Annotated in this window: 15 protein-coding genes and 2 tRNA genes; 9 read left to right on the top strand and 8 right to left on the bottom strand. The window is 74.1% G+C overall.

All coding sequences use genetic code 11. The annotated features are described in order from the left end of the window. Positions 1-80 precede the first annotated feature (80 nt). From ACZ4VT_RS25885 to ACZ4VT_RS25895, 3 genes are all read left to right on the top strand, one after another. Positions 81-2,414 (top strand): hypothetical protein, encoded by a 2,334-nt coding sequence (locus ACZ4VT_RS25885; protein WP_467953065.1) that lies wholly within the window; start codon positions 81-83, stop codon positions 2,412-2,414. An 81-nt stretch (positions 2,415-2,495) separates the two neighbouring features. Further along, positions 2,496-2,568: transfer RNA gene (locus ACZ4VT_RS25890), tRNA-Lys, on the top strand. 179 nt (positions 2,569-2,747) lie between these two features. Continuing rightward, positions 2,748-3,263 carry a GNAT family N-acetyltransferase gene (locus tag ACZ4VT_RS25895; RefSeq protein WP_467953066.1) on the top strand — a complete coding sequence of 172 codons (516 nt, stop codon included), beginning with the start codon at positions 2,748-2,750 and terminating at the stop codon, positions 3,261-3,263. 71 nt (positions 3,264-3,334) lie between these two features. Here ACZ4VT_RS25895 and ACZ4VT_RS25900 read toward each other — a convergent pair whose 3' ends face one another. After that, positions 3,335-4,651, bottom strand: coding sequence for a hypothetical protein (locus ACZ4VT_RS25900; RefSeq protein ID WP_467953068.1), 1,317 nt, complete (start codon positions 4,649-4,651; stop codon positions 3,335-3,337). Positions 4,652-4,952: 301 nt separating this feature from the next. Here ACZ4VT_RS25900 and ACZ4VT_RS25905 point away from each other — a divergent pair. From ACZ4VT_RS25905 to ACZ4VT_RS25915, 3 genes are all read left to right on the top strand, one after another. Beyond that, positions 4,953-5,026, top strand: a tRNA-Met gene (locus ACZ4VT_RS25905). Between the two features lie 202 nt (positions 5,027-5,228). Then, positions 5,229-6,416, top strand: coding sequence for a PP2C family protein-serine/threonine phosphatase (locus tag ACZ4VT_RS25910; protein ID WP_467953070.1), 1,188 nt, complete (start codon positions 5,229-5,231; stop codon positions 6,414-6,416). 292 nt (positions 6,417-6,708) lie between these two features. Then, positions 6,709-7,743, top strand: coding sequence for a M23 family metallopeptidase (locus tag ACZ4VT_RS25915; RefSeq protein ID WP_467953072.1), 1,035 nt, complete (start codon positions 6,709-6,711; stop codon positions 7,741-7,743). Here ACZ4VT_RS25915 and ACZ4VT_RS25920 read toward each other — a convergent pair. The 4 genes from ACZ4VT_RS25920 to ACZ4VT_RS25935 all read right to left on the bottom strand — a co-directional run bounded on the left by ACZ4VT_RS25920 (position 7,652) and on the right by ACZ4VT_RS25935 (position 12,948). After that, a complete protein-coding gene (locus ACZ4VT_RS25920; RefSeq protein ID WP_467953074.1) occupies positions 7,652-9,019 on the bottom strand; it encodes a PrsW family intramembrane metalloprotease in 1,368 nt (455 codons plus the stop codon). The two genes, ACZ4VT_RS25915 and ACZ4VT_RS25920, sit on opposite strands and share 92 nt — an antisense overlap. 43 nt (positions 9,020-9,062) lie before the next feature. After that, positions 9,063-9,875, bottom strand: a complete 813-nt coding sequence (gene trmB / locus ACZ4VT_RS25925; RefSeq protein ID WP_467953076.1) for a tRNA (guanosine(46)-N7)-methyltransferase TrmB — start codon at positions 9,873-9,875, stop codon at positions 9,063-9,065. A 117-nt stretch (positions 9,876-9,992) separates the two neighbouring features. Then, positions 9,993-11,231, bottom strand: a complete 1,239-nt coding sequence (lhgO, locus tag ACZ4VT_RS25930; RefSeq protein ID WP_467953078.1) for an L-2-hydroxyglutarate oxidase — start codon at positions 11,229-11,231, stop codon at positions 9,993-9,995. Between the two features lie 55 nt (positions 11,232-11,286). Continuing rightward, positions 11,287-12,948, bottom strand: coding sequence for a sporulation protein (locus tag ACZ4VT_RS25935; protein WP_467953080.1), 1,662 nt, complete (start codon positions 12,946-12,948; stop codon positions 11,287-11,289). A 630-nt stretch (positions 12,949-13,578) separates the two neighbouring features. On the opposite strand from ACZ4VT_RS25935, the gene ACZ4VT_RS25940 reads away from it, so the two are divergent. Continuing rightward, the gene (locus ACZ4VT_RS25940) at positions 13,579-15,843 is read left to right on the top strand and encodes an asparagine synthase-related protein (RefSeq protein WP_467953082.1); all 2,265 of its coding nucleotides are present in this window, start codon (positions 13,579-13,581) and stop codon (positions 15,841-15,843) included. Positions 15,844-15,894: 51 nt separating this feature from the next. On the opposite strand, the gene ACZ4VT_RS25945 is transcribed toward ACZ4VT_RS25940, so the two are convergent. Then, positions 15,895-17,148, bottom strand: coding sequence for an MFS transporter (locus ACZ4VT_RS25945; protein ID WP_467953084.1), 1,254 nt, complete (start codon positions 17,146-17,148; stop codon positions 15,895-15,897). Between the two features lie 135 nt (positions 17,149-17,283). Here ACZ4VT_RS25945 and ACZ4VT_RS25950 point away from each other — a divergent pair, with 135 nt between their 5' ends. Together ACZ4VT_RS25950 and ACZ4VT_RS25955 are read left to right on the top strand one after the other, a co-directional pair. Continuing rightward, positions 17,284-17,790, top strand: coding sequence for a MarR family winged helix-turn-helix transcriptional regulator (locus ACZ4VT_RS25950; RefSeq protein WP_467953086.1), 507 nt, complete (start codon positions 17,284-17,286; stop codon positions 17,788-17,790). A 277-nt stretch (positions 17,791-18,067) separates the two neighbouring features. Beyond that, entirely contained in the window at positions 18,068-18,304 is a 237-nt protein-coding gene (locus ACZ4VT_RS25955; protein WP_467953088.1) for a hypothetical protein, read from the top strand. On the opposite strand, the gene ACZ4VT_RS25960 is transcribed toward ACZ4VT_RS25955, so the two are convergent. After that, positions 18,291-20,288: a sigma-70 family RNA polymerase sigma factor gene (locus tag ACZ4VT_RS25960; protein ID WP_467953090.1), complete on the bottom strand. Its 1,998-nt coding sequence runs from the start codon at positions 20,286-20,288 to the stop codon at positions 18,291-18,293. The two genes, ACZ4VT_RS25955 and ACZ4VT_RS25960, sit on opposite strands and share 14 nt — an antisense overlap. Positions 20,289-20,533: 245 nt before the next feature. After that, positions 20,534-21,307, bottom strand: a complete 774-nt coding sequence (locus ACZ4VT_RS25965) for a TetR/AcrR family transcriptional regulator (RefSeq protein ID WP_467953092.1) — start codon at positions 21,305-21,307, stop codon at positions 20,534-20,536. Between the last annotated feature and the right edge of the window lie 261 nt (positions 21,308-21,568).

The raw sequence follows: 21,568 nt of genomic DNA on the forward strand, positions 1-21,568 counted from the left end.
TCCACACACTTTTTGCGGTGGGGGCACGGCAACGCGGAACCCGCGACCGCCCCTTCGCACTTCCTGGGGGTGGGACTTCTTTGAGACGGTCACGCGTGCTGGGCGCCGCCGCGCTCGCCTTGGCCATCGGACTCGGCGGCCTGGCCACCGTGCCGGCCACGGCCGGGCCGACGGCCACCGGAGACCTGACGATCGCACCGCCGCCGCACCAGGACCCGGCCCACGAGTACGTCTCAGGCGTCGGCACCGGTCTGACGATGTGGCGGGACAAGAGCCATCTCTGGCGCAGCCTGCAAGACGGCCGCGAGGCCTCGTACACGGGCTGCCAGGTCGTGTACGGCACGGACGTCTGGTCCGCGGCTTCCGGCGACACCGTCGCATGCGAGAAGGCCGGCAGCGGCGGGGCGGCCGGGCCGATGGTCCTGCACGACTTCGCCTCGGGCAAGGGCGAAACGCTGGCCGCCCCCGCGGGCCGGGCCTGGACGAAGGCGTTCTCGCCGTCCCAGGTGCTCGCCACCGAGGTGGACCAGGTCGGCTGGGTCACGCTGCACCTGATCGGCCGGGAGAACGAGCCGCGCAAGGACGTGGTCGTCACCTCGCCGGACCGGTTCGGGATGTACGCCTTCCGCGTGCAGGCCTTCGACCAGAAGGGCGCGCTGGTCTCGTACTTGAACGGCAAGGGCGGCGAAACCCTCGCACTGGTCGACTTCGCCACGGCGACCCTGCGTCCCGTGCCGCTGCCGGACGGTGTCACGGAGACGACCCACACCAAGTTCGGGCTCGGCTCGCAGTGGATCGCGATGGAGAAGTCGGGCCAGGTGACGCTGCGTTCGCGCGCCGACGGCAAGGTGACCCGCACCGTCGACCTGTTCCCGGCGGCGGTCGAGTCCGTCCAGCCCGTGGGGGACTGGCTGCTGGCCCGGGTCCCGCAGGGCCTGGTCGCGGCACCGGTCGCGGGCGGAGCGACGCGCACCCTGCTGCCGCGCACCGGGACCGACCCGATCACACCCGGAGCCGACGGGTCCGCCTACATCGCCGGCGGCACCGACTCCAGCCACTGGGGAATCCACCGCATCGCGACGGGCCCCGACGGTGCCCCCGTGGTGAAGAAGGTCGTGGACCTTCCGCCGAACCCCGCGAACCGCGTGGGGCTCACCCTCGCCCAGGGCCAGCTCGCCGTGAGCCAGGAAGACCCGCAGAAGAGCGTCCTGGGATACACGGCCTCGGTGTCCGGCACCCCGTCGGTGTCCCAGACCCCCACCTGGAAGTGCGACGCGACCGTCAACCTGCAGCTGTGCGGGTTGCAGGACGCCCCCGCCGCCCGGAGCGTCGCCACCGGCGACGGCCGGTTCGTCTCGGTGTCGGCCGTGGACACGGGTGACCCCATGTGCCTCGGCTGCGGGATCGCGCTGAACGTGATCGACGCGGGCGCCGGAGGCTCGATCCGGCAGGTGAAGCTGCCCCACAAGACGCAGCTGCAGCCCGTCCAGGTGGAGCAGGCCTCGGGCCGCTACGTGCTCTTCGCGGCGACCGAGAACTCCGCCCTGCGCTACTTCGTGGCCGACATCGACGCCGGACGGATCCTGGACGCCAAGGCCGTGGCGCAGTCCGTGCTGTGGGGCTCCACCCTGTGGGCTCCCGAGGGGGACAAGGGAGTCGTGGCCGGGACCGATCTGCGGACCGGTCAGGTCACGCAGCGGGTCGACCTCGGTTCCGGCTGCCGTCCCTTCGAGCTCAAGGCCAACGGCGACTGGTTCTACTCCACCTGCTCCTACTACGGGGACAACCCGGCCGCCTACCACGTGCCCACCAAGAAGCGGATCCCGCTGCCCTTCACCCCGCAGCCCTTCAAGGTGCGGCTCGGCGACGGCTACCTCGTGCACGAGGCGGGCGCCGGCCTGGAGATCACCAACCTGCGCTCCGGCGCGCCGGTCCGCGAGCCCGACATCGCCGCGTACGTCGGCTCGTTCGGCACCGGCTGGACCATCGACCGGTTCGGCGGCCGCCTGGCCTACACGGACGAGCGCGAGACCGTCCACCTGGTCGGCGTCGCCGGCAAGACCTCCCCGCTCGCGGTGATCGACCAGGACCTCGCCGCCACCGTGGACTTCAGGCAGGCGAAGACCTGGCAGGCCCGCTGGTGGGTGTCCAAGCCGGTCGCGTCCTGGAAGCTGATGGTGCGCAACAGGACGTCCGGCGTCACCACGGTCGTGCGCACCGGCGGCGAGGCGCGCGGCGTGATCGCCCCCTCGTGGGAGGGCAAGTCCCCGACGGGCACGTACCTCTTCACCGGCGAGTACGAATGGACGCTCGTGATCCGGCCGGCCGACGGCCAGGGCGCCGAGGTCAGGACCTCCGGGCCGGTCCGGGTGGCCGGTGTCCCGTCCGCCGCCCGCCCCCCCGTGCGCCGGTGAACTGACGGCGACAGGCCGGTCAGTCGATACCCGATCGGCTGACCGGCGCTGTCCGGCTATGCTCTGGGGTGAGCACCTGGAGGGCCATTAGCTCAATTGGCAGAGCAGCGGACTTTTAATCCGTTGGTTGTCGGTTCGAGTCCGACATGGCCTACCGCTCGCGGGCGGGGGCGAAGCCTCCTGCCCGGCGCCCAGCGCCCCTTCCGGTTCCGGCCGGAGGGGGCGCTCGGTCGTTTCCGGCCGGCCCGCGCGAGCGGACGTCCCGTCATTCCCCCGGGGATGGGTCGGAAAACCCGGTGAACCTCCCGACCGGTGCGGGTAGCGTCGCCGCCCGTGACTCCAGTTCTGCGCACCAAACACCTCCTCCTCGATCCGTACGTCCCCGAGGACGAGGAACGCTTCGTGGCCCTCTTCCAGGACACCCGCGTGTCCCGGTGGATGGGGGACGGCCCCACCACGGAGGCCGAGGACCGGGCCCTCTTCGGGCGGGTCTTCACCAAGGTCTACGCCGAGGACCTCTTCGACGTCTGGGCCGTGCGGCGGGACGGCGAGCTCATCGGGCACGCCGAGATCAAGCGGACCGACGAGGTCGACGGCCACGAGATCATCTACGCCCTGGCCCCCGGGGCCTGGGGATCGGGCCTCGGCACCGAGATCGCGGAGGCGATCGTCGCGTACGCCTTCGCCGCCCTGGGCCTGACCGAGGTGCACGCCACGGTGGCCGCCGCCAACACGGCCTCCCTGAGCCTGCTGAACCGCATCGGCTTCACGCACGTCCGGGACGTCCGGGAGGACGACGGCTCCACCACCCGTGTCCTGACCCGCCGGCGCACGCCCACGGACGGCTGATCCACCCCCCGTACGCACGAGCGCCCCACCCGGTCCGGCCGGGTGGGGCGCTGCTGCGTACGGGGTGTGGATCAGGCGGAGAGGCCGCGGCGGCGGCGCCCGAGCCAGGCGGCGGCCGCGCCGAGCACGACCAGGGCGGCGGCGAGGCCGGCGTACAGACCGGTGGAGGAGCCGGCGCCGGTGTGGGCGAGGGAGCCGGTGGCCGCGGTCGTGGTGGTCGTCGTGGTCGTACCGGTGGTCGTCACGTTGCCTTTGCCGTTCCCGGTGGAGGTGGAGGTGGCGACGGCCGGCTGCACCGAGGGGGCGGTGGAGGGAGCGGTGGACGGGGTGGTGGAGGGGGTGTCGGTGGGCACCGTCTCCGCGAACGGGACGAGCGGGAACTGCACGGAGCCCGTCTTGAGCGGGTAGGAGTTGCCCTCGGCGTGACGGACCTCGGCCTCCATCGTGATCGTGGTCTTCTTCGTCAGCTTGGTGTGGTTGCCCAGGCTGACCCGCAGCGGCAGGGTGTGGACGCCGTCGGCGGCGCCGAAGCCCTTGCGGATCCGCGGCAGCTCGTAGCGGCTGTCCTCGGCCTTCAAGTCCTGCCAGCGGCCGTCGAACAGGGCCTGCACACGGAAGTCCGCCTCCTGCTCGCCCGGGTGGGACAGGCTCAGGCTGGTCGCGAGGGCGGTGCCGAAGGTGCCGTCGCCGGTGGCCTGGTAGTTCAGGTCCAGGTACGCGCGCTGCTCCTGGCCGTCCTTGCCGGAGCTGATCTGCTTGAACCAGGTCTTCAGCTCGCCCGTCTTGATCTGCGGGTCGACCTTGAAGGTGTGCGAATCCGCGCCGCCGGGGGCCACGGAGTTGTTGTAGCTGGAGGCGCTGAGGCTGAAGTCCCCGTTGTTGGTCGGGTAGTTCGCGCCGAGGCCGATGGTGACCTTCCAGGTCATCTTGCCGTTGGCGGGGATGTCGAAGCCGCCCTTGTCGCCGCCCGGCTCGCCGGCCGCGGGGAAGAAGGTGCCCTGCCACCCGCCGTCCTGCTGGCCGATCGAGGACTTGGTCGCCGGGGCGTCCACCGCCTCGACCTTGAAGACGACGTCGTCCTTCTTCAGCCGGCTCGGGCCGGTCGGGTCCACGAGCATCCACGGGTTGTACGTGACGGCCTTGCCGGTCGGGTTCTTCACCGTCAGGTCGAAGGACTCGGTGGCGCCGCCCCGGGTCAGCGGGCCGTTCGGGACGGGAGCGCCCATCTCCGTACGCAGCACGGCGTGGTCGTCGGCGGCGGGTGCGGCGGACGCGGCGGGTGCGGCGGACGCGGCGGGTGCGGCGGACGCGGCGGTGGCCGAGAGCGGCAGCAGAGTGGTGACAACGCCGGCGACGACTGCGATGGCGGCTGCGGTGCGAACGGACATGGTGGACTCCCCCCGGGAATCACAGGGGCATCGGCAGAGGGCCGAGCCGGTTGGTGTGGTGGTCGTCGCCCGCCGGTTCGTGTTCCCCCTGGCCCTGGCGACAGGTGAATCATCGCCCGCGCCCGATCCCGGAACGATCCCCGCAGTGTCACCGGCGTGCAACAGAGATGATCTTCGTTCGCAGGGTGCCCGTCCTGGACCGGTTTTAGGGCTTTGACCTGCGGAGATGTCGGATCTGGGGCGGGCCGGCGGTTAATTGGCGGAGGGGTCCCCCCGGATGGCGTAGAGTTGTGTTTACCGACGCGGGGTGGAGCAGCTCGGTAGCTCGCTGGGCTCATAACCCAGAGGTCGTAGGTTCAAATCCTGCCCCCGCTACTCAGTACGAAGGCCCGGTTCCCCTTGGGGAGCCGGGCCTTCGTCGTGTTCCCGCCCCCCCGCCCCCGTTCCCGGTCTCACGCGCCGTCACCCGTCCGGCCGCCGCCGGGTCGCCGTCCGGCCGCTCCTGCCGCCAGCCTTGAGGGGCGAGGCGGCGGCGGGCCCGCATCCGTACGAGGGATCCGGGCGGCAGGAGAGCAGCGTGGCGGGGCTGGGCCGGCAGGGCAACGGTGGGCGCGGGGGCGGTGGCGGGCGTGGCGGCGGGAGCGGTCCGGCCCGGCAGGTGGTCCGGGTGCTGCCGAGTGCGCTGATCGTGCTCGGAACGGTCTTCGGCCTGCTGACCCCGCCCAGCTTCACCGGATCCCCCTTCTTCTCCGCGGCTCCGCTGGTCGCCGCCCCGCTGTACACGTTCCGGGCCACGGTGCTGACCGGCCTGCTGGCCTCGCTCGCGGTGTTCCTGTTGCAGCTCCACAACGGCACCGGCGGGAAGGTCGAGGCGCTGACCGAGCTGGCCACCGTGGTGACCGTGTCCGGGCTGGCGCTCCTCATCAACCGGGTCGTGCGGCGCAGCGGCGAGCGGCTCGCCTCCGCGCGCGGGATCGCCGAGGCCGCGCAGCGGGCGGTGCTGCCGAAGCCAGCCGAGCGCATCGGGGGGCTGCACGTCTGCGCCTGGTACGAGGCCGCGCAGGCCGACGCCTTCATCGGCGGGGACCTCTACGCCGTCCAGGACACCCCGTACGGAGTGCGGCTGGCGGTGGGCGACGTACGGGGCAAGGGGCTGGGGGCGGTGGAGGCCGTGGCGGTGGTCCTCGGGGCGTTCCGGGAGGCGGCGGAGACCGAGCCCACGCTGGAGGCGCTGGCGCAGCGGCTGGAGCGGGCCCTGGCCCGGGAGGGCACCCGGCGCGACGGACTGGACGCGGTCGAGGGGTTCACGACGTGCGTGCTCGGGGAGATCCCGCCGGGCGCGGGGGTGCTGCGGCTGCTCAACCGGGGGCATCCGGAGCCGCTGCTGCTGCACGGGAACGGGGAGCTGGCGGTCCTCGCCCCGGCGGAGCACGCCCTGCCGCTCGGCATGGGGGAACTGGGAGGCCGGCCGGACCGGGCGCAGGAGTGGGCCTTCCCCGCGGGCACCACCCTGCTGCTGTACACGGACGGGCTGAGCGAGGCCCGGGACCGGGCGGGCGACTTCTACGATCCGGCGGCCCGGCTGCGCGGACGGATCTTCCCCGGGCCGCACGCCCTGCTCAGCGCGCTCAGCAGCGATGTGCGCCGGCACACGGGCGGCGGGGCCACGGACGACATGGCGCTGCTCGCGGTGGGCCGGCCGGCGCTGCGGCAGCCGGAGCGGCGGAGGACCGTGCCGGTGGTGCGCCGGGGCGACGAAAGGTAACGCAGCGTGTGGGAAGTGGTGCTCTCCGCAAGCTTATTGACAAAACGTCATGTTCCGGGTGTGGCCGAAGAGATGGGGCAGTCGCTTGATTTTTACCCGGTTTGGTAGTTGTTTATGGCGAAAAGTCCTGGCCAGAGCCAGCCATTGAGTGGCCGATTGGTGCGAACGATCAAGCGCAACAGCTTGGAATCACTCCCCTGCGTCTATTACCTTTCGATAACGCAGAGCGGTCGTCCCAGCCGTCGCAAGAGACGGCGCCGTGTGCGTGCGCGTCAATGAGGAGTGTGCCCCGGTGGCCTCCAACTTGCCTGCCCCTGAAGGCACCGAGATCCAGGAGCCGCCCACCGCGGGTGCCTGGGGCGAGTGGAACCCCACCGAGGACTCGGTCCGTCCGGTCCGCGGCAAGCACCGGATCGCCAAGCAGCGCGGGGGGCTCGCGCGCAGCTCCACCGTGCTCGGCGTCGGCGTCATCGCGGCGGTCGGCGCCGGCGGCATCGCCCACGCGCAGGACCGGCCCCAGGTCGCGATATCCCTGCCGTCAATGTCCGACCTGCCCGATCTGCCCGAACTGATGTCCGGCGACAACTCCTCGCGATCGGACGGCGGTTCCGGGTCGGCGGCCCAGGCGGCCGCACGGACGGGGATCATCGCGCAGCAGAACGACAGCGGCGCCGACGCCGGCGAGGTGCTGCGCAACCGGATCCTCCAGCAGGCCGAGTCCCAGCAGGGCGCCGCCGAGGCGAAGGCCCGGGCGGACGCCGAACGGGCCGCGCAGGAGGCCGCCGCCCAGGAGGCCAAGGACAAGCTGGAAGCGGCCCGCAAGGCGGCCGAGGAAGCCAAGGCCCAGGCCGAGGCGAAGGCCGCGGAAGAGGCCGAGGCCGCGAAGCAGGCCGCCGAGGCCAAGGCCGAGCAGGAGCGCGCCAGATCGGCCGGCGGCTACTCCCTGCCGACCTCCGCCTACACCCTCACCTCGCACTACGGCGACTCCGGCTCCATGTGGTCCTCCGGCCACCACACCGGCCTCGACTTCGCGGCCCCGACCGGCACCCCGGCCAAGGCGGTGGCCGCCGGAAAGATCACCTCGGCCGGCTGGTCCGGCGCGTACGGCTACCGGATCGTGCTGCAGCTCGAGGACGGCACGGAGGTCTGGTACTGCCACCTGTCCTCGATGTCCGTGACCTCGGGCGCCGTCGGCGCCGGCGAGACCATCGGCCGCGTCGGCGCCACCGGCAACGTCACCGGACCCCATCTCCACCTGGAAGTACGCAAGGGCGGCTCGACGATCGACCCGCTGGCGTGGCTGGAGTCCAAGGGCCTGAACGTCTGAGCTCCGGCTCCGCCCGCCGCGGCACGGGTACGGCGGGCAGCGCGGCCGCGGGCGCGGGGACGGCCAGGGGAGCCCGCAAGGGGTCGAACGACGGCGGCAGCAGTTCCTCCATGACCGCCGCCCGGGCCAGCGCCGGGCCCGCCGTCGCACGGCGCTGCCAGAGCCGGTGCAGCAACTCCCGTTCCCGGCCGGCGAAGTCCGGCTCCCCCAGCGGGCCGCCGCGGCGCGCCCGGTTCCGCAGCAGGGCCAGGGCGGCCGCGTCCGCCTCGTACCGGGCGACCGCGCGTCCGGCGGCCCGGCCGCCGCTGCGCCGGGCCAGGGCGCGCGCCAGAGACCGGGCCGGCATCGAAGCCAGCGCCGGCACCTCGGCGTAGCCGATCCAGCCGGCGGCCGCGTACACCGCCAGCTCCCCGGACACGACCCGCAGCCGGCCGCGCCGTATCCGCACCGCCAGCCACACGAGCAGCCCGAACGCCGGGACCATCACGAAGGCGTAGACCGTGTAGAAGCCGTGGTCCCCGAACCGCGAGGAGCCGTTCCACAGCGCGTGCATGCCCATGGCCGGCGCCAGGCCGAGCAACGGCAGGCAGATCCTGCGGGAACGGCGCGCGCTGAGCGCGGCCGCCCCGAAACCGAGCCCGGTGAGCACCGTGAACAGCGGGTGCGCGAACGGCGACAGGACTATCCGGACGAAGAAGGTCGCCGCCGTCACCGACTCCAGCACGCCGGAGCCCTCGGCGAGGTCCTCGCCGTAGGCGTTGCCGAGGTAGAGGATGTTCTCCGTGAAGGCGAAGCCGGTGGCGGTGAATCCGGCCACGACGAAACCGTCGGCCGGACCGGTGAAATGGCGTCTGCGGAACACGAACACCAGCAGCAGGGCCGCCGCCTTGGCGCTCTCCTCCACCACCGGGGCGACGGCCACCGAGCCCAGGTGATCGGCGTCGGAGGGGTCGGCGGTGGCCGCGGCTATCCACTCGGTGGCGAAGTTGTTGGCCAGTATCGCGATCAGCGCCGCGGCGCAGGCACCCCAGGCGAAGCAGAACAGCAGCTGGGGCCAGGGCGCGGGCGCGGCCCGGCCGAGCCACCGGAAGGCCGCCATGAGCGGCGCCACCGGCAGCACGGCCAGGCCGAGACCGACGAGGAAGCCCGGGGTGCCGGTCTGCTCCCGCACGAGTTCGAGGATCGAGATGCCGGTGACGGCGAGCAGGGCGAGGAGCACGCACGTGCGGACCGTGCCCGACGGACGTGCGAGCACAGCGAGGAGCGCTCGGAACACACCATGACCCTAGCGATCCGGTCTGACACGCGCCGTGACGTTGTCAGTTCTCCGTGCGACGGAAGAGCAAGTCGTGTACGACATGGCCCTTGTCGAGGCCCTGTCCCTCGAAGCGGGTGAGCGGCCGGAACGCGGGGCGCGGCGCGTAGCCGCCGTCGGCCTGCGTGTTCTCGAAGTCCGGGTGCGCGGTGAGGACTTCGAGCATCTGCTCGGCGTACGGCTCCCAGTCGGTCGCGCAGTGCAGCACGGCCCCGGGGGCCAGGCGGGTGGCGGCCAGCGTGAGGAACTCGGGCTGGATCAGCCGGCGCTTGTGGTGGCGGGCCTTGGGCCAGGGGTCCGGGAAGTAGACGCGCATCCCGGCCAGGGAGTCGGCCGGCAGCATCTCGCGGAGCAGGATGATCGCGTCGCCGTTGGCCACGCGGACGTTGGTCATCCCGCCCCGCTCGGCGAGGGCGAGGAGGTTGCCCTGCCCGGGGGTGTGCACGTCGGCGGCGAGGATCCCGGTGCCGGGGTCTTCGGCGGCCATCTGCGCGGTGGCCTCGCCCATGCCGAAGCCGATCTCCAGGACGACGGGGAGGCCGTCGAACATCGCCTTCAGGTCGATGACCTCGTGGCCGTCGATGTCCAGGCCCCAGGTGCCCCAGAGCCGCTTCAGGGCCTCGCCCTGACCGGTGGTGACCCGGCTGCGCCGGGGCTGGAAGCTCCGGATCCGCCGCTCGTGGTGCGAGCCGGCCGGATCCGGCGAGGGCCCGTCGGGGAAGCGGGGCTCGGTCCGCCACTTGGGCGGCACGTACGAACTCGCCTCCGGCGCGGCGTCCGGGAGGCTGGGCGGCTGGGGATTCAGGGACTCAGACACAATGCCGTGATTCTACGACTTCCAGCCTGCCCGGCGTTTGAGGGCACGGGTGCGCAGGCACGTACGGGGTCCGGTGCGGAGCCCCGGGAAGCGGCGCGGCCCCGGCCCTGGGACCGCTCAGGTCGAGCCGAGGGTTCGAAGGGCTCGGGAGGCGATCTCGCGGCCGATCGGGAGCGAAGCGGTGGCGGCGGGCGAGGGGGCGTTCAGGACGTGGACCGTGCGCGGGGCGTCGCGGATCAGGAAGTCGTCCACCAGCGTCCCGTCCCGCAGGACGGCCTGCGCGCGGACCCCGGCCGCCGCCGGCCGCAGGTCCGCCGAGGTGACGGCCGGCAGCAGCCGCCGTACCGCCCGGGTGAAGGCCTGCTTCGACAGCGAGCGGTGGATCTCGCCCGTCCCGTACCGCCAGTGCCGTGCGGCCATCCGCCAGGATCCCGGCCAGGCGAGCTCGTCCACGAGGTCCCGCGGCCGCACCGTCGACCAGGCGTAGCCCTCGCGGGCCAGCGCCGGCACCGCGTTGGGTCCGACGTGGACCCCGCCGCCGATGCCCCGGGTGAGGTGGACCCCGAGGAAGGGGAACGCCGGGTCGGGCACCGGATAGACCAGCCCGCGGACCAGGTCCGGACGGGTCAGGTCGTAGTACTCACCCCGGAAGGGGATGATCCGCATCCCCGGGTCGTCCCCGGCCAGCCGGGCGATCCGGTCGCACTGCAGGCCCGCGCAGTTCACCAGCACCCGCGCCCGGACCACCAGCCCGGACGTGGTGCGGACCGCCACCGCCGACGCGCGGCGGGAGATCAGGTCCACCGCGCCGCCGTAGACGATCTCCGCGCCCGAGGACTCCGCCAGCTGCGCGCTGACCCGGCCGTAGTCCACGATCCCGGTGCTGCCGACGTGGATCGCGGCCAGCCCCCGGACCTCCGGCTCGTACTCGCTGATCTGCGCCGGGCCCAGCTCGCGCACCGGGATGCCGTTCTCCCGGCCGCGCTGGACCAGGGCGTGCAGCCGCGGCAGCTCCTCCCGCTCCGTGGCGACGATCAGCTTGCCCGTCACCTCGTGCGGAATCCCGTGCTCCGCGCAGAACTTGACCATCTCGGCGGCGCCGCTCACCGCGAAGCGCGCCTTCAGCGATCCCGGGCGGTAGTAGATCCCGCTGTGGATCACGCCGCTGTTGCGGCCGGTCTGGTGCCGGGCCGGGCCCGGTTCCTTCTCCAGGACGACCACCTTGGTCCCCGGAGCCAGGCTCGACAAGGCGTGCGCCGTCGACAGGCCGACGATCCCGCCGCCGATCACCAGCACATCGCAGTCCACGCCCACGCCGCCGCCCACGCTGACACCTCCCACCCCTGCATACTGCACCCCGGCACCGACAACGAGGCCACGCGGGTCCCGGGGCCCGCCTTCCGATCAGGTCCTACGCCGGCGCGACCAGCAGCGGCCGGGCCCGTTCGCGCAGCTCCGCGACGCGCGGCTCGTCCCCGTACGGTTCCAGCCGGTGCAGCAGGTCCCGTACGTATTCGGTCGTCCGCGCCGAGGAGATCCTGCCCGCCACCTCCACCGCCCGGGTGCCCGCCGCGCACGCCGCGTCGAGATTTCCCGACTCCAGCTCGGCGACCGCGCTCACCACCAGCCGCAGCCCGTGCGAGCGTACGTACTCCTCGGTGGGCCGGGACAGCGCCTGCTCGGTGAAGCGCCGTACCTGCCGGGGCAGTTTCAGATCCCGGTAGCATTCTGCAGCATCCGCCGCGAAACGGTCGTACGAGTAGAAACCCAGCCAGGTCGGATCCGGATCGCCTTCCCGGGACCGCTCCAGCCAGCCCTCCGCGGCCCGCAGCGCCGCTCCGGCGGCCGCCGAATCGCCCGCCTTCGCGTGCGCCCGCGCCTCGACCAGCCGGAAGAAGCTCATCGTGCGGGCGGTGGCCAGGCCGCGGTTGCGCTCGACGGCCGCCTGCGCGAGGTCCACGCCCTCGTCCGGGAAGTCCCGGTAGGTCGCCTGCAAGGACATCGAGGCCAGCACGTACCCGCCGAGCGGTACGTCCGCGGCCGCGCGGGAGAGCCGCAGCGCCTGGATGTAGTAGCGCTGGGCGGCCTCCTGCTGGCCGGTGTCGAAGGCCATCCACCCGGCGAGCCGGGTCAGTTCGGCGGTCGCGCCGAACAGGGCGCGGCCCACCTCGTCCGTGTAGGAGCCGAGCAGCAGCGGCGCCGCGTCCACCCGCAGGCACTCGGGGACCATCGACGAACGCCAGTCCCCGCCGCCGTACTTGGAGTCCCAGCGGCGCGCGTCCTCGGCGGCCTCGCGCAGCTTCGTCACATCGCTGTGGCCCACGCGCTGCCCGTGGTCGCGCGGCGTTTCGGCGCAGGGCTGCGCGGGCACAACGGTGGACGGCGGGCCCGGCGCCGGACCTGCCATCGGGCCTGTCGCCGGCCCGGTCGTGCGGCCTTCCGGGGCGGGCCGCGCACCTGGAGCCGTCGCCTCGTGCGCCGGCGCCGAGGCCGGCGTCTCGTGCGTCGCCGCGTCGTGAGCCGAGGGGGTGGCAACAGGTACGGGGCTCTGCGCCGCGGGTCCGTGGACCGCCTGGCCGCGCGCGCCGGGGCCATGGGCTTCCCGCGCCACCGAGCCGTCGGCGGGAGATATCAGCCAACGCGAGGCGGGCGTCGCGTACGCCGCCACGGAGAAGGAGCCCGCGAGCGACTGCCAGATCCCGCCACCGCCGCGCCGCCCGGCGAGGTCGAGCCGGTAGAGGTCGGTGGCCGAGCGCACCGCCCCGCCGACGTCGCGCGGGAAGGCGAGGCCGACCTCGGGCGCGGGGTCCGCGTCCGCCAGTCCGATCTCGTGCAGCGGCACCGGCCGCCCCAGCTTCGCGCCGATGGCGGCGGCGATCAGGTGCGGGGCGGCGCCCTGCGGCACCATCCCCTTCGACACCCACCGGGCCACCGACGTCTTGTCGTACCGAAGCGTCAGGCCGCGCTGTGCGCCGAGGTCGTTGACCCGCCGGGCCAGCCCGGCGTTGCTGATGCCCGCGAGGGCGAGGACGGCGCCGAGCTTCTCATTGGGCTCGCGGAGCTCCCTGGACATGCGCCACCCCTCGTCACACGCGGAACGCATACGCCGCCGGGGCATAGGCGCCCGGCATTTCGTAAACCCAGCGTAGTTCCCCGCCTCCCAAGCGTTAAGGCCCTTACTTCCGTATGGCGGGATTGTTGTCCGTTTGCACAGTCCGCCCCGGGCCCGGCGCCGGGGCGCACGTGTCATCGCGTGCTCCGCCCGTGTGGCCGTGCGCCCGCCCGTGCGCTCTGGCCGGTCCGGGTGCCCGGCGATTCGATGTGCGGTGCGTGGGTCGGCCCGCTGCGCGGATCGGGCGGGCCGGGGGATGCCGCTACCTCAATCCCCGCGGGTGGCGGAACGGTCCGGGGGGCGGATTCCGCCTCCCGGACCGCGCCCGCGCACCGGGCTCCGGCGGCCCGGCAGGACTCTTCCGGCAGCCGAAGAATGGCTGAAAGCGACCTATGGGGCGGTGGGAACGGAACGCCAAATACTGCGTGACCGGGGCGTGTTCGTTTGCATGTGCGCCCCCTTTAACCACTCTCGCACGCCTGTCCCGTGGCAGCATGGACCCGAGCCACCCGGGGTCCCGCCGGCCGCGCCCTCAGCGCTGACCGCAGTGCCCGTGCCCCGGTCATGTGCCCACAGGCTGGGGAGGCGGCGGTGCGCTGGTTGGTGGGTTGGAGCAGTATCGCCGCGAGCTTCGGCACGGCCGGCCGTGTCAACGGCCACGGCTCGGGCCACGCCTCCGGTCACGGCTCCGGTCACGGCTCCGGCCAGGGCGGATACGGCCCGGGCGGATACGGCGACTCAGGCCCGGGCGGATACGCCGAGGGCGGCGCCCCGCTGCACGGCGGCCTCGCCGACGCGGCCCACGCGGACGACCCCGGCGCGGACGCCGAACGCACCGTCCACCCCGTCGGCGCCCAGCTCCTCTGGGGCGACCCCGACCCCCTCTGGGCCGTCGGCGACTGGCGCCCCGACGAGATCCGCACGGTCACCGCCGACCCCGCCGACCCCTTCACCCGGCTCGCCGTCCTCGGCTGCTGCGGCGCGACCGACGCCGAGCTGAGGCGGGCCCTCTACGCCGCCCGCGGCGGAGCCCTGCGCCACCTCACCCAGTGGTCCGGCAGCTACACCGCCGTCGTGCAGGCCGGCCGCCGGATCACCATCGTCGGCGACCTCGCGGGCGCGCGCCCCGTCTTCTACACCCCCTGGGCGAGCGGCACGGCGTACGCCACCGCGGCCCTCCCCCTCGCGGACCTCATCGAGGCGCAGCTCGACATCGGCCATCTCGCCGCCCTCCTGGCCTGCCCCGACAGCCCGGAGGCACTGGGCGACGGCACACCGTACGCCGGGGTGCGCCGCATCCCGCCCGGGCACGCGCTCATCCTGCGCGAGGGCTCCCGCGAGATCACCGGCTACGAGCAGGTCGCCTCGCTCGCGGTGGCCGCCCCCGAGGCCGATCCCGAGCGCGCGGTGGAGGGCGTACGGGAAGCGTTGGTGGACGCGGTGCGCGCCCGGCTCACGGCACCGCGGCATGCTCCCGACACGCTGCCGCCGTACGATCCCGGCCCCGTGCCCGGAATGGGGCCCGCCGACCGGCGCGCGGCCCGCGGCGCCCCGGCCCCCGGGGTGGGCGCCGACCTCTCCGGCGGCAGCGCCTCCACGACCCTCGCCCTGCTCGCGGCCGGTCTGCCGGGAGCCCCGGGCACCCTGCTGAGCCCCGCCGGGGCACGGCTGCTCGCGGTCACCTTCAACGACCTGGCCACCCCGCAGGGGCGCGAGGCCGAACTGGAACGGGCCCGGGCCATCGCCGCCGACCCCCGCCTGCACCACGTCGTGGTGGCGGCCGCCGAGGAAGCCCTCCCGTACGCCGATCTCGACGGCCCGCTCACCGACGAACCCGGCCCCTCGCTCGTCTCCGCCGCCCGCGAGCGGCGCAGACTGGCCGCCGGCTCGGCCGACCACTTCACCGGCCACGGCGCCCGGCAGGTCCTCGACGCCCACCCGGCGCGCATGGCCGACCTCCTGATGGACCGCCGCCGACGCCACCTGCTGCGCCCGGTGGCGGCGCTGGCCCGCTCGGCCTCCGCCTCCGGAGCCTCCGGGGAGTCGCTGCTGGTGCCGCTCACCGTGTACTCCGCGGCCCGCAGACTCGCCCGTACGACCTACCGCGCGGGCATGGAAGCCGCCGCGGCCCGGCTCCGCGAGGGCGGGGTCACCGAGCGCGCCTCCGGTCCGGTGGACGCCTCCCTCGCCGCCCTGACCTGGTCACGGCCGGGACCTGCGGCCGGCTGGCTCACGGGCGAGGCCCTGGCGGAAGTATCGATCCGGCTCACGGTCGCGGCCGGCCGGCCGCCGCTGTCGCTGCGGCCCGGGGAGGCCCGGGCCCGTTCGCTGCTGGCCCGGCACGCCGCCGACCACCGGGTGTTCGAACAGGCCGTGGAGGTACGCAGCCAGCGCCTGCACGCCCCCTTCCTGGACAACCAGGTCGTCCGCGCCGCCCGCGCCCTCCCCGAGTCCCTGCGCGTCCAGCCCGGGGCCCGGGCGGAGATCCTGCGCAGCGTCCTGGCCTCGGCCGGAGTGCGCGAACTCCCGCCGGGCTGGGGCGCCACGGCCCACACCCCGAACGAGACGGCGACCCGGCTGGGGCTGCGCGCGGCCCTGGACGAGCTGCTGTCGCTCTTCGCCTCGCCGCTGCTCGCGGACGCCGGCCTGATCGAGGCCCGGGTGGTGCGCCAGGCCCTGCTCGACGCGGCGGACGGTCGGCCGGTCCCGCTGGACGGGCTGGCGGAACTGGTCTCGATGGAGCTGTGGCTGCGCCGGCTGCTGGCCCGTCGCGGCACGTGCTGGACGGGGACCTCGACGGCGCGCCGGCGGGCGGTGCCGGAGGGGGTCCCGGTGCACCGCCCGGCGCTGTCCTGAGGCCGCGGGCCCGGGGCCGCGGGCCCGGGGCCCCGGCCCGGCCGTCGTGGTTCAGGAGCCGAGCACCAGGGCCGTCGCGATCGCCGGGCCGAAGGCGCCGCCGAGCTGGTAGCAAAGGGTGAACAGGCCGATGGCCGTGGGGCGCTGGGCGTCGGGGACGCTCGACGCGGCGTGCGTGGACAGCACGGCGTTGGCTCCGGTCGCGCCGAACACGCCGCCCATGGTGGCCAGGAGCAGCAGGGGGCCGTGGCTCGCGAAGACCGCGGCCAGGGCCGCCAGGGTGCCGATCCCGATCAGCACCGTCCGTACGGCCACCCGCCCCATGCGCGCCGAGCCGGCCGCCAGCAGCCAGGAGAGCGCGGATCCGGTGAGCAGCGCGACGAGCTGACCGGCGCCGGCCGCGCCGGTGTCCCAGCCCGCGCGGTCCGAGATCAGCCGGGGCACGGCGAACAGCAGCGTGAAGTACGAGCTCGACAGCGCGAGCGCCAGCAGCGCGGAGCCGAGGAAGAGGGGCCTGCGGATCAGTGCGGCCGGGACGAAGCCCTCGGGGCGCCGGCGGATGTGGAGCGCGAGCAGCGCGGCGGCGAGGACAGCGGAGCCGAGGGCGACGGCCGGTGCGTGGGGCAGCAGGACCAGGGCCGTGGCCAGGAGCGTCAGCAGTGCGGCGCCGCGTGCGTCGAACCTGCCCTGCGGGGCGGCCGCCGGGGCCTTCGCGTACGTGCTCACCGCGGGCACCGCCAGCAGCGAGACCAGGGACACCGAGAGCGAGAGCCGCCACGAGACGGTGTGCGAGAGCTGGGCGCCGAGGAGGGGGCCGGTCGCGCCGAGCATGCCGAAGCCCGCGCTGATGACGCCCATGCGGCGGGCCGAACCGGCCAGGCTCATCGCGGCCGCCACCAGTCCGGCGCCGCCGGCGGCCTGCGCGGACCGCCCGAGGAGGGTCAGCGGAAGCCAGGGGGACGCGGCGACGAGGAGCGTGCCGCCGAGGAGGAGGGCGCTGGACAGCCGGAGCACCGGGGCCAGGCCGCGGCGGCGCAGCAGTCCGGCGAGCAGCGGGATGGCGACGGCCATGGCCCAGGCGAAGGCGGCGACGAGCCAGGCGGCGGTGGACGTGGCCACCCCGAGGGAGCCGGCCATGTCCGGAAGGATCAGCACGGGCGCGTTGGCCGCGGCGGCGACGGGCGTGGCCAGCAGCGCCAGCCAGAGGACGGGGACGAGGCGGGGCCGCCCGGTGCCGCCGCCGGCGGTGGTCGTACGTGCGGTAGCGGCACTCGTATCGGCGCTCGTGCTCGTACTGGTGGTCATCGTGGCTCCAGCTCCGATCCATCTCAAGGCTCAGAATCTCAACGTTGAGATAAAATCAGGCAGTCCTCTCAACGTCAAGTGTCTCAACGTTGAGATACTCTGGGATCTGAAGACGCAAAAGGATGAGGACGCGACATGAGTGACGCAGTGGACGCGATCGTCGGCCAGTGGGCGGCCGAGCGCCCCGAGCTGGCGGCCGGCCTGTGGTCCGTCGAGGTGATGGCCCGCATCCAGCGGATGAACCGCATCATCGACCGGCACCTCAAGACCTTCGCGGCCGAACGGGACCTGGAGGTGGGCGAGCTCGACATCCTCTTCACCCTCCGCCGCTCCGGCCCCCCGTACGCGCTGACCGCCGGCGCCCTCATCCCGGCCGCCATGGTGACCTCGGGCGCGATCACCAACCGCATCGACCGCATGGAGGCCAAGGGCCTGGTCGAGCGGGTCCGGGACGGGCAGGACCGCCGCTCGGTCCGCATCCGCCTCACGGATCAGAGCCTCGCGCTCACCGAGACGCTGATCACCGACCACCTCAGCCACTACGCCGAGCTCCTCGCCCCCCTCGACGCCGCCACCTGCGCCACGGTCGCCGGGGCCCTGCGCACCCTGCTGGAGGCCAACGGAGACGTCTCGATCACCTGAGCCCGGCCGCGGGGACAGAATTGGCGGGTGCGGTATCTCATCCTGGGCGTCACCGATGCGCGCGACGAGACCGGCGCCCCTCGCCGATAGGCGGCGCCCGCCTGCGCGCGCTCCTCGCCGCCCTCGCCCGGCGCGCGGGCCGCCGGGCCTCCGTCGCCGACCGCGTCGACGACGTCTGGGGCGACGATCCGCCCCAGGACGCGCCCGCGGCCCTCCAGGCCCTCATCGCCCGGCTGCTCCGAGCGTTTCCTGGCCGGCATGGCCGAGGCGGCCCGCCGTGCTGCCGGCCGACGACGGCCGGCCCGCCGAGGCCGTACGGGCCTGCGCGTCGGCCACCGCCTGGCGCGCGGGCCATCCGCGCCCGGTCCCCGAGCGCGGCGCCGTGGACGGGCTCCCGGAACGGACCCGCGCCCTGCTCGGCCCGGCCCGCTACGCCCGGACGGTGTCCGCCGGGGCCGCACTGACCCCATCCGAGCTCGCCGCGGCCCTCACCGCCACGCTCACCGGCAGCTGATCACTGCGTCGGCCCAGCTCGCCGGCGTCGGCAGGCTGCCCGGACCGGCCTTCTCCACCACCAGCCGCAGCGTCTTGCGGCCGGCGAGGGACACCTGCACGCCCACCGGCGGGTCCCCGTGGCCGAGGGCGGCGGACTGCCACAGCCGCTGCCCGTCGGCGTAGACGGAGAACCGCACCGAGCCGTCGGTGTGGAGCGACAGCCCGTCCACCCCGGCCTGCGCCGAGAAGCTCGTGCACTGCCGGTTGAGGGCGATCTCCACCGAGGAACGCCCGTTCACGGTGATGCCCTGCGCGAAGCGGCGGCCGCCGACCTCCAGTCCCCAGCGCTGCCACACCCAGCTGCTGCGCCAGGTCTGCACCTCGGGCCCGCTGTGGTCCCCGAAGGCCGACTGGTCGAGCCGGGCCAGCTGGAACCCCTGCGGCGGCTTCGACGGCGGCGGGGTCGGCTTCGGGGAGGGCGGGCTCGGGGACGGCCTGGGCGCAGGCTTCTCCCGGCTGGGCGAGGGCGAGGGCGGCGAGGGCGGCGGGGGCGAGGACGGCGAAGAGACCGGGGGAGCCGCGGAGGCCAGAGCCGGAGGCGTCGGCGACGGTACCCGCGCCGGCGGTACGGAGCCCCGCGCGCTCGGCGGCTCCCCCCGCGGGCTCGGCTCCGCCGAGGGCGAGGCGGGGGCATCCGGCACCACCGGCGCCGCCACACCGGGCGCGGGCTTCGCCCGGGCCTGCGGCTCGGGATCGTCCCCGGCGAGCGCGAACACCACCCCGGCGGCCGCGGCCACCGCGATCCCGGCGGCGATGGCGGCCTTGGCCGGCAGCCCGAGCCCCTCGGAAGCCAGCGCACCCCCGGCCCCGCCCGCGCCCCCGCCACCCGCCCCGCCCCCGGCACCTGCCCCCGCGGCACCCACACTCGCCCCGGCCCCCGCGGTCGACCCGCCGGAGGCGGCGGCCGCGGCCCCGGCCCCGCCCGCGGCGACGGCTCCACCGGCCACCACCCCGGCGGCCTTGGCCGCGTACCCTGCGGCGAACCACCCGATGACCGCGACGGGAAGCAGCGCGGGGATCCCCGCATTGACGTCCTTGAGCTCCCCGGCGGCCAGCCGGCACTTCGCGCACTCCTCCAGGTGCTTGCGCAGCCCCCGCTCCGCCCGCATCCGCAGCCCGCCCCGCGCATACGCGCCCAGCCGGTCCGAGTACCGCGCGCAGTCGCCGCCCTCGCTCAGCGCCGCACTCACATGGGCCTGCAGGTAGGCCTGCTTGAGCCCTTCCCGGGCGCGACTGGCCAGCACCGCCGTCGCGTTGGCGCTGAGCCCGAACAGCGGGGCGATCGCGCTCGGCGACGCCTCCTCGACGGTGGTGTGCCACAGCACGGCCTGCCACCGCTCGGGCAGGCTGCGGAAGGCCTGCATGGCCAGCGACTGCTCGGCCTCGTGCATCGCCCGTACGTCCGCGCCGAGTTCGAGCGTGTCGTCCCCGGACAATCCCGAGATCCCGGCTCCGCTCTCCGCGCCCGTGGACGCCTGCTCCGCGAACACCGCGAAGTCCTCGACGAGATGCTCCCGCTTGGCCGTCTTGGCCCAGGCCGCGGCAACCCTGCGCACGGTCGTCAGCAGGTAGGCCCGCACCGACTGGTCCGGGCCCGCTCCGCCCCGTACCGCCTGCAGGGTCCGCGCGAACACCTCGGCGGTCAGGTCGTCGGCCGTGTGCCCGTCCCGGCAGCAGGTCCGCGCGTAGCGCCGTACGGCATCGGCATGACGACGGAACAGCTCCTCGTACGCACCGTCGTCCCCGCCCCGCATCCGGGCGATCAAGTCACCATCGGACGGAGGGATTTCACTCCCCATGCCGCCGGGTCGGGAAGAGCCCGAGGGGCGTGCGTGCCGCCCGCCCGGTTCGCGCTGGGCCGGCACCTGCCGTGCGGGCAGGCTGCCCGCCTCGACCTCGCTGCCGCCGCCACCGAGTGGCTCTTTCCGCCCGTCAACGCTCATCGCGGAAGCCCCCGCACGACACACTCAACCGGTACACCAATCAAGCGTGTCACACGGCGGACGCGCGTCGAGCCCCTCTGCGCGCCATCCACTCGTCCGGGCACAATTCGGCGAATCGCCCTATGGTCGCCCCGACGTGCGAACGGCCGGACGGTAGGGGAGCCCGCCGATTCGAGGTGGGCGGCCATCCGCCCGGCGCCGAAGGGGCGCCGAGCCGATGGCGAGCCGATTCCGACCCGCGGCGGTCACGCCGTCCGGGACCGCAGCCCTTCGAGCAGGATGTCGAGCAGCCGCGTCGAAGCCGCCGCCTGCTGCGCCGGGTCGGGCAGCGCGGGCGCCGCCGTCGCTATCACCAGCAGTACATCGGCCACCGTGACGTCGGCACGCAGCTCACCGGCCTCCCGCGCACGGTGCACCAGCCGGCCGACGACCTCGAGCAGCGCACCCGCACCCGCGTCGTCCGAGGGCTCGTCCTCCACCGCGCTCCGCGTGCCCACGACCCGCAGATCGGGGGAGCCGACGGCCGCGACGGCCTGGCGCTGCTGCGGAACCCGCGCCTCCTCGGCCTCCTCGACCCCGTCCTCGCTCGCCGAACCGACCCGCAGCACCTGCGGCGGCAGCAGCCGCCCGGCGCCCGAGGCCACGGAGGTGCGCAGGAAGCGCGACAGCGCCTGCCACGGCTCCTCCTCCTGGCCCAGTGCGGTCCTGGCCTGCTCGGTCAGTCGCGCGGTCTCCTCCTCGGCTATCCGCCGGACGAGGACGTCCTTGCTCGGAAAGCGCCGGTACACGGTGCCGACACCGACCCGGGCGCGGCGCGCCACGTCCTCCATCGGAGCCCCGTAGCCCAGCTCGCCGAAGACCTCACGGGCCGCTCGCAGCACGTGTTCCAGGTTGCGCTGGGCGTCGACGCGCAGCGGCGTGGACCGGCCTACGCCGTGCGTGGTGCCGCCCGCGAGCGCGCGACCGTTGCTCTCGACCGAGAGCGCGGTCGCAGAGCCATGGAAATCGGAAATGTTCATATGTTTCCCCCGGTAATCATTTGTCTCCCCCCGGAGACACTCCCCGCCTTCACGTCGAGGGGGCCACGGTCTCGGGCCCGGTCCTACTACTCCTCGACGAGATACGAACATAGTTGAGCCAGAGTCAATTCAGAAGAGGCAGCCCCGGACGGACCACCGCCCGATCGGAGCATTCACCCCCACTTTTCCGTTCCATACCCCCGGAATCTCTCACTCCGCACGCCCTGACCTGCGGATTTACGCCCACACCGAACGCTCTCT

The sequence above is a fragment of the Streptomyces sp. NPDC029164 genome (assembly GCF_055563995.1).